This window comes from Prolixibacter bellariivorans ATCC BAA-1284 (assembly GCF_000621705.1).
Lineage (GTDB): Bacteria > Bacteroidota > Bacteroidia > Bacteroidales > Prolixibacteraceae > Prolixibacter > Prolixibacter bellariivorans.
The window spans coordinates 194349-207241 of record NZ_JHXO01000009.1 but is presented as its reverse complement, the minus strand read 5'-3'; the positions used below and the strand labels follow the sequence as shown (position 1 = coordinate 207241).

Annotated in this window: 14 protein-coding genes; 5 read left to right on the top strand and 9 right to left on the bottom strand. The window is 44.9% G+C overall.

Annotation, left to right across the window (positions count from 1 at the left end; genetic code table 11):
* Positions 1–82: 82 nt before the first annotated feature.
* The 4 genes from rplS to T426_RS23625 form a co-directional block, all read right to left on the bottom strand.
* Positions 83–436 (bottom strand): 50S ribosomal protein L19, encoded by a 354-nt coding sequence (gene rplS / locus T426_RS0112620; RefSeq protein WP_025863938.1) that lies wholly within the window; start codon positions 434–436, stop codon positions 83–85.
* 140 nt (positions 437–576) lie between these two features.
* A complete protein-coding gene (locus T426_RS0112615; RefSeq protein WP_027585787.1) occupies positions 577–2250 on the bottom strand; it encodes a dipeptidase in 1674 nt (557 codons plus the stop codon).
* Positions 2251–2366: 116 nt separating this feature from the next.
* Positions 2367–3419: an anhydro-N-acetylmuramic acid kinase gene (locus T426_RS0112610; RefSeq protein ID WP_025863940.1), complete on the bottom strand. Its 1053-nt coding sequence runs from the start codon at positions 3417–3419 to the stop codon at positions 2367–2369.
* A complete protein-coding gene (locus T426_RS23625) occupies positions 3416–5134 on the bottom strand; it encodes a M23 family metallopeptidase (RefSeq protein WP_025863941.1) in 1719 nt (572 codons plus the stop codon). Before T426_RS23625 ends, T426_RS0112610 begins: the two co-directional genes overlap by 4 nt.
* 123 nt (positions 5135–5257) lie before the next feature.
* Here T426_RS23625 and T426_RS0112600 point away from each other — a divergent pair, with 123 nt between their 5' ends.
* The 3 genes from T426_RS0112600 (at position 5258) to rny (ending at position 7540) form a co-directional block, all read left to right on the top strand.
* A complete protein-coding gene (locus T426_RS0112600) occupies positions 5258–5551 on the top strand; it encodes a hypothetical protein (protein ID WP_025863942.1) in 294 nt (97 codons plus the stop codon).
* Positions 5552–5565: 14 nt separating this feature from the next.
* Entirely contained in the window at positions 5566–5859 is a 294-nt protein-coding gene (locus T426_RS0112595; protein WP_025863943.1) for a cell division protein ZapA, read from the top strand.
* 121 nt (positions 5860–5980) lie between these two features.
* Positions 5981–7540, top strand: a complete 1560-nt coding sequence (rny, locus tag T426_RS0112590; protein WP_025863944.1) for a ribonuclease Y — start codon at positions 5981–5983, stop codon at positions 7538–7540.
* 50 nt (positions 7541–7590) lie between these two features.
* On the opposite strand, the gene T426_RS0112585 is transcribed toward rny, so the two are convergent.
* Together T426_RS0112585 and T426_RS0112580 are read right to left on the bottom strand one after the other, a co-directional pair.
* Positions 7591–8451 (bottom strand): transglutaminase family protein, encoded by an 861-nt coding sequence (locus tag T426_RS0112585; RefSeq protein WP_027585786.1) that lies wholly within the window; start codon positions 8449–8451, stop codon positions 7591–7593.
* 9 nt (positions 8452–8460) lie between these two features.
* Positions 8461–9336 (bottom strand): nucleoside phosphorylase, encoded by an 876-nt coding sequence (locus tag T426_RS0112580; RefSeq protein WP_025863946.1) that lies wholly within the window; start codon positions 9334–9336, stop codon positions 8461–8463.
* Positions 9337–9480: 144 nt separating this feature from the next.
* Between T426_RS0112580 and T426_RS0112575 the strand changes: the two genes are divergently transcribed.
* A complete protein-coding gene (locus tag T426_RS0112575) occupies positions 9481–10293 on the top strand; it encodes a prohibitin family protein (protein WP_025863947.1) in 813 nt (270 codons plus the stop codon).
* A gap of 61 nt (positions 10294–10354) precedes the next feature.
* On the top strand, positions 10355–10819 hold the full coding sequence (locus T426_RS0112570; protein ID WP_025863948.1) for a DUF4293 domain-containing protein: 465 nt from the start codon (positions 10355–10357) through the stop codon (positions 10817–10819).
* Between the two features lie 72 nt (positions 10820–10891).
* On the opposite strand, the gene T426_RS0112565 is transcribed toward T426_RS0112570, so the two are convergent.
* From T426_RS0112565 to pyrB, 3 genes are read right to left on the bottom strand one after another with little or no spacing between them, the layout of a single operon-like run.
* On the bottom strand, positions 10892–11350 hold the full coding sequence (locus tag T426_RS0112565) for a GAF domain-containing protein (protein ID WP_025863949.1): 459 nt from the start codon (positions 11348–11350) through the stop codon (positions 10892–10894).
* Between the two features lie 59 nt (positions 11351–11409).
* On the bottom strand, positions 11410–11862 hold the full coding sequence (gene pyrI, locus T426_RS0112560) for an aspartate carbamoyltransferase regulatory subunit (RefSeq protein ID WP_025863950.1): 453 nt from the start codon (positions 11860–11862) through the stop codon (positions 11410–11412).
* Between the two features lie 26 nt (positions 11863–11888).
* Positions 11889–12800, bottom strand: a complete 912-nt coding sequence (pyrB, locus tag T426_RS0112555) for an aspartate carbamoyltransferase (protein WP_025863951.1) — start codon at positions 12798–12800, stop codon at positions 11889–11891.
* Positions 12801–12893: the final 93 nt, after the last annotated feature.

Here is a 12893-nt window from a genome sequence, read left to right as displayed (position 1 = left end):
ACAATCGTAATCCGACTCAGACTATTTCTGCAAAAAAAAAAGGCTTCCCGATAGAGAAGCCTTTTTAATAACATTGGTCATTTTAGAATCTTTTCTCTTTGATCCGGGCTTTTTTACCAGTCCGGCTACGCAGGTAGAACAAGCGGGCACGGCGTACACTACCTCTCCGGTTAACATCAATCTGGTCGATGAAAGGAGAGTTAAACGGGAAAATTCTTTCCACGCCTACGTTACCCGACATTTTACGAACAGTAAAGGTTTTGGTCAAACCGGAACCTTTGATCTGAAGAACCGTACCGCGGTAATTCTGAATTCTTTCCTTGTTACCCTCACGGATTTTGTAGTGAACCGTAATGGTATCGCCGGGACCGAATTTCGGAAGTTCTTTCTGTTGTTCCCCTAAAAATGCGTTTTCTGCTACATTAATGAGATCCATCGTATTTATTTTAAGTATTTGACGAACGCAATATTAACAGGTCGTCTGCCAGAGATTACGTACGGAAAATTCGCGGCAAAATTATGGATTTTTTTCTGAATCATAAAATAATAACCCGTAAATCCACTTTTGCTGTCTGTTTATTTTTCTTTTAAATGGTCGCCCGTTTGTTTGGCTACGTTGCGGTACCACCATTCCGGGTAACCGGGCTGATCGGGCATAGCCGGAAGCTTACCGCTCTCGTTGCGCTCGAACTTACCGTCTTTCTCTTTCATGATGTTGCCATCTTTGTACTTGATAATGAGGTAATGTTCCAGTTGTTTCCAGCGGTTTACCGTTAGGTTAACCTGTTTGTCTGAATATTCCGTCAGGAATTTACGGGCCATATTGTGCTGGCCTTTGTTCCATAAATCCATGGCAGCTTCATCAACTGCAGGTGTGAAATCAACAAATTTGGTTTCAAGCTCACTCTGTACCTTTTGGATGTCTTTAATCATGTAATCGTAACGCAGGTAAGCAAGGTTCGATACGGTGTTGAATACCCAGAAGGCGGAATTGTCCGACCAGGTAAGCATATCGCCGTTACCAACGCGAATGGGTTCCGGTACTTTCTGAATACCGCAATATACCGGCATGTAGCAGGTAGAATACGTATCATCAACGCCAAACCACATGATACCACCAATCGGATCGGGGTACTTGGAGCGCATTTGAGCGACGAAGGAGAAACCGGTCTGTTGGGTAGAGATAGCACGCTCGTTGACGTAAGTCGTCGAGTCAACTTTCCAGGTTAGCGGACGCCAGCGGTACGGCAGTTTAAATGGACCGGCACCCGGGTCTTTGGTCATATCCAGAGCAGTTCCTTCGAAGTGGTCGCGCATCATGCCCATTACATCTTTTACCGTTAACAGGGTATCAGGTTTTACCCAAAGCGGCATGCGGTTAGTTGCGTATCCGTTAGCACCGTGAGTGATTTTACCCAGGGCATAGTCCTGATATCTATCCATGTTGCTGGCTACTTTACGGAAACCAGCCCAAACACGTGCATCGCAGAAACGAGCTCCTCCGAAATCAACCGGAGCGTAAGTGCCCGAGAAGCTAAAGTCTTTGTTTTTGCCATCGAACCATCCTTTTTCACGTGCAAACGAAATAACATCGTTTGAATAGAGGCAGTTATCCGGATCGTTCAATGGGAAGGTGGTGATACGAGCTTGGTTGGCGTGTCCTGAGATATATCCGTCAGGAATGCGGCGAGCGACCCAAACAGCACCTTTTTCGGCTTCTCCTTTTCCAATCATTTCCAGAATCCATACTTCGTTCGGGTCAGCAATCGAGAAAGATTCTCCTTCGCTGGCATATCCGTATTTGGCAACCAAATCGGCCATGACATGAATCGCCTCACGAGCTGTTTTAGCGCGTTGCAAGGTCAGGTAAATCAAGCTACCGTAATCAACAATAGCTCCGGGTTGATGATGCAGTTCCTTACGGCCACCAAAAGTGGTTTCACCAATCGAAAGCTGGTGTTCGTTCATGTTTCCGGTTACCTGATAGGTATGTGGAATCTGTGGAATTTTACCCAGAAATTTGCCCGTGTCCCATTCAGTAACATCGACCATTTCACCCGGCTTATGATCGGCAGCCGGCCAGAAATACATTTCTCCGTATAGTGTATGTGAATCAGCTGCATAGGTAATCATGGTCGAGCCGTCAACAGTTGCACCTTTGGTGATGAGAAAGTTGGTGCAGGCGTCAGCCACGCGAACCTGCAGGGCCAGCCAAAGAAGGCCGGTCAGTAAGAGCGTTTTCTTCAACATAGTAGAAAGGAATTTTTTCGTTTTTCACAAAAATAGGAAAATAAATGAATGCGCTATTGTTGCAAATACCTACAACATAACCTTTTTATATGACATTTGTTAGGTTTCTTCCTGGTTTATGATAAATGGATGGTTCCGCCGGTATTGTCCCGCGATGCTCCGGTTACAGCAGCAAGGCAGTTGATCTGGTGTTCATTGGCTAATACACCCAGAAATGCAAATATGAGCGCTTCCTTAAAGTCGATGATCTCATTTTGGGGAATGATGACTTCTGCTTTAGAACATGCAGTAATGCGTTCCATTAGCAGCGGATTGTGCGCGCCTCCGCCAGTTACCAGCATCGTGCCCGAATTGCGGATGACTTCACCTATCTGTATGGCAATGTGTTCGTAGAGGGTCCTCATTTGGTCGGGGAGTGTAAGGGAACTCTTTTTCAACATCGGGATCAATTCACTGTCTAGCCACTCTTTCCCTAACGATTTGGGTGGTTTTTCGCGATAGAAAGCCAACTTATTCAATTCGTTCAGCAAAGCTATATTGACTTTTCCGCTTTGCGCGATAAGACTGTTGCGGTCGTACTCTTTGCCTACCTGTTGAGATAAAAAATTAAGAACGATGTTGGCTGGACCAATGTCGAAAGCAATACGCTGTCCGCCTTCCTCGTACGAGATATTGGAAAAGCCACCCAGGTTGAGGCAATAGTCATATTCAGCGAAAAGCAATCGATCGCCCATTGGCACCAATGGAGCACCCTGGCCACCCAGCGCTACATCCATATTCCGGAAATCGGCAATGGTTTTGATACCGGTTTCAGCAGCGATCACGGTCCCGTTTCCCAGCTGAAATGTAAAGTGCTTTTCCGGTTGGTGAAAAATCGTGTGTCCGTGCGAGGCAATAAGCTCGGGTTTTGTTTTACCGTCCAGAAAACGATTGATGACTTCTCCGGTATACCGTGCATATTCGTTGTGAAGTAACAAGATATCCTGAGCTGAACTGTTTTCTGCTTCGCGTAGTTTTCTTTTCCATTTGGCAGAGTAAGGAACGGTTTCAGAGGCTTCAACCCTGAACGACCAACCTGATTCGTTATTGTCGAAGCTGCATAGAGCCAAATCGATGCCATCGAGCGATGTGCCAGACATGAGGCCTAATGCGGTAATGCTTTTTTTCATTTGTAAAAGGTTGCTGTGTATACCGATTGATTGTCTTTTGCGTCAGTAATCGTCAGTTTCAGTTGGTGTGTCTTCCCGAGTTCCAGTCGCGAAGGATCAATGGTATAGGTTAGTAGGTCATATTTGGGGTCGTAGACAAACAACGCCCATTTTCCATCGATTTTGCCACGGTATTTGTCAATTCCCGATAGGTTGTCTTTTATTCTGAATCGAATATGCTTCGGGTTCATCAAATGCTTGTGTTCTTTGATGCTGAGTGAACGAATCGTTGGAGGAACAGTATCGACGGCTACACTGAAATTACCGAAGGAGCGTGGATAACCGACGACCCAACCTTTTTCGAACTCACCTCCGGCACTCCATTTTTGCCCATCGGGGTCAACCATGACGAGCAGGGCCTTATTTTGGAGTGAATCGGGAAGACTGTCCGGCCTGATGGCAACCCGCATGGCCTTTTGCAGTGGCGTATATTTGTCCTGTATTTTTTGCAAAGGCGCATAGCATCCTTCCGGAGTTTCCCCTTCCTCGAAATGAAATGGTAAATCATCATAGAGAGCGCCGGCCGGAACTTTCAGTTTCAGATTGTCAGCCTGGAAATAATTGTCTTTCTGGTATGAAAATATCCGCGCACCGTTATCGTGTCGTTGAGTACTGTCGGGTGGTGTACTTTTTACCTGAAACTCAAGGGTGGATTGGTTACCGTAAGCATCGGCCGTAATAACCTTCACGTTGTGTATCTTATCGTCGGTGAAGTTGACGATACCATTGTTTTTATCGACAGTATAGATATCGAGTTTGTTTCCCGGTTGGCGAAAAAGCCGGTGAACCCAACGGCCATATCGTTCGCGCTCGGCATAATCGGCCAGACTGTTTACGTAACGTGTTTCGGCAAATGAAATATCGCTTATCCGGAATCCAAAAATGGTGTCCTGGTCGACAATCAACTGCGCGCTGTATATCCCACATTTGCTCCAGCTGGCATTTAGGTAATCGACTGCCTGAATGCCAAAAGCTGTGGGGCCGTTCACTTTCAGTACCGGATTGCCTTTCAGGTGGTAAGCCGACGAGTAGTACACGGTAGGGTACCGCTTATCTTCGTAAACACCGGTTGAGGGGAATGAATACGCATAAAGTGAAATCATTTTGGGCGGTATGTTATCGGTAATCGGGAAGTGCCATTTTAAGCCATTCTGCGGACGCTGGGTTTGTGTGTCCCGGATTTCGAAATGCAGATGCGGACCGCCGGAACTCCCAGCATTTCCTGACCATGCTATTACATCTCCCTGTTTCACAGGAAACGAATCGCGGGGAATGGTCAGGTTCACGGCAAAGTGTTCCCGTTTATACTGAATTCGTCTTACATATCTTTCCAATCGCGGCATCAGCCGTTCCAAATGGCCATAAACTGTCGTTATTCCATTCGGGTGATTGATGTAAACAGCACGACCATAACCGGTCGGGGAAATCGCAACGCGTGTAACGTATCCATCAGCGACTGCATGAACCGGAACGCCTGTATGCCCGCCAGTCCGCATATCGAGTCCCGAATGAAAGTGATTGGGGCGCAGTTCTCCAAAATTACCCGAAAGGGAAATCGGTGGTTTAATCGGAGGTATCAACTTCTGTGGCTCATCGGGTGGTGGAGGGGCCTCCTGTCCATAAACCTGAAATGACCATATCCATAGCAGCACAAAAAGCGGTGTAAATAGCTTCATTCTCTTTCCCTTTCAGTTTGTTTCACGAAAATATAAACTTTATGCCGACCGTACCAGTATTATGTGTAACGAAATTTTTTCGATTTGATTTAAATATTAACTTTGTGTAGGAAATCCTGAAGTATGACAGAACGCGAAACTGTTTTATTAGGAGAGTTTAAGGAGAAAATCGATAAGCTTATTCGGCGTTGTGAAACGTTGAAAAGTGAGAACTATCGGCTCCTGGAAGAACAGGTTCAACTCCAGGATCAAATTAGGTTGTTGAGCAGTCGTAACGAGGAGTTGACTGAAAAAAATGAGCAACTGAAATTTGCTAAGTCGTTACTGGCATCTGACGGTCAATCGCACGATGCCCGTATCAAGATTAACCGAATAGTGCGGGAAATAGATAAGTGTATTGCTATGTTGAACAAGTAATACCACCTGCTGAAATGGAAGATAAGCTTTCAATCAATATTAATATAGCCGACCGTCGGTATCCGTTGCGCATCGATCGCAACGATGAGGAGAAAATACGGAAGGCGGCGAAAATTATTAACGACAAGGTTCTGCAGTACAAGCAGCGCTATGCCAATAAGGACAGCCAGGATTGTCTGTCAATGGCCACTTTGCAGTTTGTTATTCAGATGCTTGAAGTTGAAAAGCGAAATGATATTTCGCCATTGGTTGAAGAACTGGAAGAACTAAACGATTTTTTAGCAGAATATCTGGAAAAGGAAAGTTAATTAAGTCAGTTTAATTAATGATATTTGCCCGCATTTTGTCTTCTTCCAATTAGGGAAACTTGATTGGGAGAAGTTGGAATTGCGGGTTTTTTGTTAAAATTGAATTATAAATAATTGTGACATGACAACAATGGCGATCATAGCAGCTGTCGTTGGCTTAATCTTAGGAGGAGTGATTTCCTACTTTGTTTGGGACAAGGCACTGAAGAAGAAGAAAGACAAACTCATCGGCGAGGCAGAAGCCCGGGCTGAGATGCTGAAGGAGAAAAAAATGCTCCAGGCAAAAGAAAAATTCATCCAGCTGAAATCAGAGCACGAAAAGTATATCAACGAGAAGAATCAGCGGATTACAAGCACTGAGAATAAACTCAAACAGCGTGAAACGAATTTCCTGCAACGAAAAGAAGAGTTGCAACGTAAGGTAAAGGAATTTGAAACTACCCGGAAGGAAGTTGAAGTGATTCGTGAAAATCTTACCGCACAGTTGGAAGTGATTGATCAGAAGAGCGAAGAACTGAACAAAATGCACAAACAGCAGGTGGAGCAACTGGAATCCATTTCCGGATTGTCGGCTGATGAGGCAAAGGCTCAGTTGACTGATTCGCTGAAGAACGAGGCCAAAACCGAGGCGATGTCGTACATCCAGGAGATTATGGATGAAGCCAAAATGACCGCTAACAAGGAGGCCAAAAAGATTGTTATTAAATCAATTCAACGAGTGGCTACCGAAACGGCCGTGGAGAACTCTGTTACCATCTTCCACATCGAGAATGACGAAATCAAAGGTCGCATTATCGGTCGTGAAGGACGTAACATTCGTGCACTGGAAGCAGCTACCGGTGTCGAGATTATTGTCGACGATACGCCGGAAGCCATTGTTCTTTCAGCATTCGATCCGGTACGCCGTGAAATTGCCCGTTTGGCATTGCACCAATTGGTGACCGACGGACGTATTCACCCGGCCCGCATCGAAGAGGTGGTGAACAAAGTGAAGAAACAGATTGAAGAAGAGATCATCGAAACCGGAAAACGGACCTGTATCGACCTCGGAATTCATGGAATGCATCCCGAGCTGATTCGTTTGATCGGTAAAATGAAATATCGTTCTTCTTACGGACAGAACCTGTTGCAACACTCGCGCGAAACGGCCAACCTGTGTGCCATCATGGCTTCCGAACTGGGTTTGAACCCGAAACAGGCCAAACGTGCCGGACTGTTGCACGATATCGGTAAAGTGCCGGATGATGAGCCGGAATTGCCACACGCAATCCTGGGTATGAAGCTGGCTGAAAAGTACAAAGAGAAGCCGGTTGTAACCAACGCGATTGGAGCGCACCACGATGAGATTGAAATGACCAGCTTACTGGCGCCCATCGTTCAGGTTTGTGACGCTATTTCAGGTGCCCGTCCGGGTGCTCGTCGCGAAGCGGTTGAATCATACATCAAACGACTGAAAGATCTGGAAGCGATGGCTCTTTCTTATCCGGGCGTTATGAAGACTTATGCTATTCAGGCAGGTCGTGAATTGCGCGTGATTGTGGGAAGTGATAAACTGACCGATAAGGAAGCGGAAGAACTTTCGTACGATATCGCCAAGAAAATCCAGGATGAAATGACTTATCCCGGACAGGTGAAAATTACGGTGATTCGGGAAACCCGTGCGGTTAATTATGCCAAATAAGCATTTAGGATAGATACAAAAAAGAGCTTCGAAATTTCGAAGCTCTTTTTTTATGTGGTAATGATTTCTTTCAGTACGTCCAGCTGTTTTACCTTCTCCTCATCGCCTGCAGCCCGGTAGGCATCCTGCATACTTTCGATGAGGCCTTTCAGACAAAAACGATCGTCCATAATAATGTCCGAGCCCATTTCGATTTGTTGGCGGCTTAGGTAATAGTCCATCTCCTTGTGACCAATGATGGCTCCTTTGTTTGCCGGATTGATGTAAAAGAGGATGGGGGACGATGTCGTACCGAATGCTTCCTTCGACATTTCCGGGTCATAATAACCTAAAAACAGCACCCGCTTCAGATTCAGGTGATAAATCGGCAGGTTCAGCTTTCGGGCTACCAGGCAATAGAACAGGGTTAAGGTTGAAGGATTTCCCTTTCGTGATGAAAGTATGTCGTTGATAAAGCAGTTTTGCGGGGCTCCGAAATTTGCCACATTCAGGTCGAAGTGATACAACTCAAAAAGTATGTGATTCAGGATGGTGGTTTTTTCAAGCGAAGTCAAAGATTCATTCATCTCAAGCCACGCATCTGTTACAATTTGCTGTATCTGGATTTCCACATCTTTCGGCTCCAGGTCAGGATACTGAATTTGACTCAGAATGATCCATCCGTCGAGAAAGGAGGGAAGTTCCGATTCGTTCCAGTTTTTTATCCGGTTGGCCACTTTGCGGAACCGAAGGTGCGATATCACTTTTTCCAGGCGATCTTGTTGCAGAAGGGTGTCGGCATTCTCCCAGGCTGTTTCCAGTTCAGGAATCAGTAAAGGATCGACATCCATTAATTCTTGCTGCACTGCTTCGTAGACCGTTTTCTCCGGGTCTTCGAGCAACGAAATCATGGCCTGTAACTGCTTGTTCATTATTTTGTTTTACATAACAATTCGTTCTAGTACCGTTTGAACCAGATTTTTAATTACTGGCTTATAGTTTTCATTGGCTTCGCGGGTTACGCGGTTAGCAATGATGGCACAAATTGTCAGGGCATGGTGGCCTAATAAATGGCTCAAACCATAAATAGCCGAGCACTCCATTTCGTAGTTGGTAATCTTCATCCCGTTAAAACGGAAGGTTTCAATTTTATCGTTCAAATCAGGATCGACCGTTGGCAAACGAAGTTCGCGACCTTGCGGACCATAAAAGCCGGGAGCCGAAATGGTGACGCCTGAAACCATATCGTTACCTACTATCTTATTAAAAAGTGCCTGGTCACTTTCTACTACGTAGGGTGAAGTCAGCAAAGGATTCCATCCAGTATGCTCTTTGAAGGATTTTTCGAAATCTACATCGGCAAATTTTTCGCGGCCGGCATAAAAATTCAATAAGCCATCAAAGCCAATGGCTCGCTTAGAAGCAACGTAGCTGTTTACCGGAATATCTCCCTGAAGCGCTCCCGAAGTGCCAATGCGGATAATATTCAGCGCGGTATGCTCTTCCTTAATCGTACGGGTTTCCAGATCGATGTTGACCAGTGCATCGAGTTCGTTCACGACAATATCGATATTGTCAGTCCCGATTCCGGTGGATAGTGCAGTAATCCGCTTGCCGCGAAAAGTACCGGTTGCCGATACAAATTCCCGGTTTTCGGACGTGCATTCAATATTGTCGAAAAACGAAGAAACCAGTTGTACACGTCCCGGATCTCCTACTAAAATAATGTTCTCAGCAAGATTTTCAGGTTTGAGATGCAGATGGAAAATGGTGCCATCCGGATTGATAATAAGCTCAGATGCTTTTATTTTTTTCATAGATTTGTTCGAAATTGTTGTATATCCAAAACTATCGAAAAATAATCATAAATTCAAAGCTACGGATTACCTGCTTTTTCAGTATTTTCGAAGTACCAGACTATCTATTTCTACGATTGAATTTTCGAACTAATCAATTAACTTATGAATTTTAAACGATCCTACCTTATCCTTGCCGGAATTGCCATTATTGTTTTGGTGGTGTTTGGCAGCAGTATGTTTTTCACTATTCAGCCGGGCGAACGCGCTGTTATCTTTCGCAAATTTACCTCTGGACTGGATAAAGAACACGTCTTTCTGCCAGGCTTTCATATGATTGCCCCATGGAATAAACTTTACATTTATGATGTGAAGGAGAAGAAACGCGAAGAGACCATGGACGTGCTTGATAAAAGCGGATTGTCCATCAAAATGGATGTATCTATTCGTTTCAATCCGGTTCATAATCGCATTGGCTATCTGCACGAAACCTTCGGGAAGGATTATATCGACCAGCTGATTATTCCCGAAATCCGTTCAACGGTCAGACGTGTAGCCGGCCGCTATACGGCGGAGGAAATTTACTCGACCAAACGGTCCGAAGTGGAGGCGGCGATAATCGACGAAGCCCGCAAGGTGATGGAGCAGAATAACATTGATTTGCGTGCCCTGCTGATTCGTTCCATCAATTTGCCTAATGAAATTAAAATGGCCATCGAAAGTAAGTTGAAACAGGAACAGGAAGCGTTGGCTTACCAATTCCGACTGGATAAAGAGAAGAGTGAAGCCGAACGGAAACGGATTCAGGCTGAGGGAATTGCTGCTTACAACGACATCATCAATAAATCGTTGACAGATAAGATTTTGAAGCAGCGTGGAATTGAGGCGACGCTGGAACTCGCTAACTCGCAGAATTCAAAAGTGATTGTGATTGGTGCAGGGGATAATGGTCTGCCATTGATTTTGAACAATAATTAATTGGCAGATTTCTGTTGATGCTTACGGGTGAAAGTTTAATTTTGCAGGAAAAAGAATAACGATGTTACAACGAATACAATCCATTTATCTGTTGGGCGCGCTGTTGTTGATTGCAGCCCTGTTTTTCGTTCCCTTTGCCGAGATAATCGGTGGCGACGGAGCCATCTATGTTTTTGATAGAGCGGGCGTTTACCTGCAGGAAGCCAAGAACCCGGAAATCATCTATAGTGGACTTCCCATTCAGATCTTACTGGGAATTATCGCATTGGTAAACCTGGTCACTATTTTTTCATTCAAGAAGCGGATTCGTCAGATTCGGCTGTCCGTTTTTAATATCTTGCTGATGATTGGTTTGTCGGGCGTTATCTTTTATTTCACCTCGCACAGTGCCGGTTTACTGGATGGTAAGTACAGTTTTGAACCCAGTTTGGTGATGCCATTAATTGCGGTGGTATTGACCTATTTGGCCATTCGGAACATTGGCCGCGATGAAGCGTTGGTTCGTTCGGTCGACCGCATTCGTTAATTGAATAAACAAGAAGCAAAATAAAAGGCTGTCCCACATCAGGACAGCCTTTTTATTTGAATTAGACTCTTTCTAAAACTGTTCGGCCACCATTTCGCAAATGGCTCCCAGAAACTGCTCATCTTCTCCGGTAAACGGTGCGGCTGAATGTGAATCGATATCGATTTCGGCTACAAACTTGTCGTTTTTCATTACCGGAACCACAATTTCGCTTTGCACATCGATGCTGCAGGCGATGTAATTGTTTTCTGCGCTTACATCCTGTACCACTTTGCTCAGCCCACTTTCGGCGACTTGCCCACACACGCCTTTTCCTACCGGGATATGTGTGTGATCGGTCGGTTTTCCAACGTATGGACCAAGTACGAGTTCGTTATTGTTTTCATCCAGAAGATAAAAACCAACCCAATCGTAATGGTACACCTTCTCTTTCAATATGGCACAAATGTCGGCCAGCAGTTGTTCGCGGCTTTTTCCGGCATCAAACAACGGCTTTATTCCGTTCAGTATATTTTGAAAATCAGTTTGCATGATATCTGAAAATTAACATTTCTGTTTCCGGTTGAACCGGAAGTCCAAATATGATAATTCTATTTGATTTCCATCTGATCCTGATGCGTGATTTTTTCACAGTAGCGGCATTTCAACGCTACCGGCGATTTCGAAATCACTTCAAAATAGGTGTCGATGTTTTCGTGGTTGGTGATGCATTTGGGATTGAAGCAACGCGCTATATCCTGAATTTCATCCGGAATTTCCACCACGTATTTCCCAACCACTTCATAATCTTTGATGGTGTTGAGCTTGGCGTGTGGTGCCACCAGCGCAATTTTGTTAATCTCTTTGTCCTTGAAGAACCGGTTTTCCACTTTGATGATGGCTTTACCATCCATGACATTGCTGTCGAGGTTATTTCCAAAAGTCACCATGTCCTTGCAGTGGTCGAGTTTCAGTATGGAAATGACTTTAAAAAGAGCAGTGGAAGGAATATGATCGATAACGGTACCTTGCTTAATGGCACTTACGTTTAATTGTTTTTTCATTGTTCTGCTTGTTTTGCGTTTCGGTATTATTTCAGGTTCAACAGATGAGCGATGATGGCCATACGGGTATAAACACCGTTTCGGGCCTGATCGAAATAGTAAGCTTTAGGGTTGCTGTCCACATCGGTGTGGATTTCATTAACCCGTGGCAGTGGGTGCAGAATTCGCATGTTGTCCTTGGTGTGCTTTAACATCTTGTTGCGCAGAATATAAACATTTTTCACCTTCTCGTAATCCACCGGATCGGGGAAGCGCTCTTTCTGAACTCTTGTCATGTAAATAATATCGGCTTCGCTGATAATGTCAGTGAATTCAGTATGCTCGAAATAACGCATGCCTTTCGACTGGAGGTACAACTTGTATTCGTTGGGCATCGCCAGTTCAGGCGGTGCGATAAAGTTGAATATCGGGTTATTAAAATGCGACATGGCCATGAGCAGACTGTGTACTGTTCTACCGTACTTCAGATCACCTACCATGAAGAGGTTGATGTCGTCGAGGCGATCCTGCGTTTTCACGATAGAATACAGGTCGAGGAGTGTTTGCGTTGGGTGCTGATTGGCACCGTCGCCTGCATTTATCACCGGTACATCCGACACTTCGGACGCATAGCGGGCACTTCCTTCGAGCGGATGCCGCATGACAATCAAGTCGGCGTAATTGCTCACCATTTTGATGGTATCATGCAATGTTTCCCCTTTGGTTACACTAGACGAAGATGAATCGGTAAAACCAATGATTTCTCCACCCAAACGGTTAATGGCCGTTTCGAAACTTAAGCGTGTGCGGGTGGATGGTTCAAAGAAAAGGGTGGCTACCACTTTTCCGTCGAGAAGACGCTGATCGGGATTGGCTTCAAAATCGGCGGCCAAATCCATGATGCGCAGGTATTCTTCTTTCGAAAAGTCGGTAATTGAAATCAGATTTTTTGCGTTCATTGGAGCTACTTTTACAAGTTATTGAATGGTATTTTAAAATTGCGGACAAAAAAAAACCAACAGTTCCAATTGAAAATGGCTCTGTTGGTTTCT

Coding starts and splice junctions, on each gene's coding strand:
- rplS (WP_025863938.1), bottom strand. CDS start 436: ATGGATCTCATTAATGTAGCAGAAAACGCATTTTTAGGGGAACAACAG.
- T426_RS0112615 (WP_027585787.1), bottom strand. CDS start 2,250: ATGTTGAAGAAAACGCTCTTACTGACCGGCCTTCTTTGGCTGGCCCTG.
- T426_RS0112610 (WP_025863940.1), bottom strand. CDS start 3,419: ATGAAAAAAAGCATTACCGCATTAGGCCTCATGTCTGGCACATCGCTC.
- T426_RS23625 (WP_025863941.1), bottom strand. CDS start 5,134: ATGAAGCTATTTACACCGCTTTTTGTGCTGCTATGGATATGGTCATTT.
- T426_RS0112600 (WP_025863942.1), top strand. CDS start 5,258: ATGACAGAACGCGAAACTGTTTTATTAGGAGAGTTTAAGGAGAAAATC.
- T426_RS0112595 (WP_025863943.1), top strand. CDS start 5,566: ATGGAAGATAAGCTTTCAATCAATATTAATATAGCCGACCGTCGGTAT.
- rny (WP_025863944.1), top strand. CDS start 5,981: ATGACAACAATGGCGATCATAGCAGCTGTCGTTGGCTTAATCTTAGGA.
- T426_RS0112585 (WP_027585786.1), bottom strand. CDS start 8,451: ATGAACAAGCAGTTACAGGCCATGATTTCGTTGCTCGAAGACCCGGAG.
- T426_RS0112580 (WP_025863946.1), bottom strand. CDS start 9,336: ATGAAAAAAATAAAAGCATCTGAGCTTATTATCAATCCGGATGGCACC.
- T426_RS0112575 (WP_025863947.1), top strand. CDS start 9,481: ATGAATTTTAAACGATCCTACCTTATCCTTGCCGGAATTGCCATTATT.
- T426_RS0112570 (WP_025863948.1), top strand. CDS start 10,355: ATGTTACAACGAATACAATCCATTTATCTGTTGGGCGCGCTGTTGTTG.
- T426_RS0112565 (WP_025863949.1), bottom strand. CDS start 11,350: ATGCAAACTGATTTTCAAAATATACTGAACGGAATAAAGCCGTTGTTT.
- pyrI (WP_025863950.1), bottom strand. CDS start 11,862: ATGAAAAAACAATTAAACGTAAGTGCCATTAAGCAAGGTACCGTTATC.
- pyrB (WP_025863951.1), bottom strand. CDS start 12,800: ATGAACGCAAAAAATCTGATTTCAATTACCGACTTTTCGAAAGAAGAA.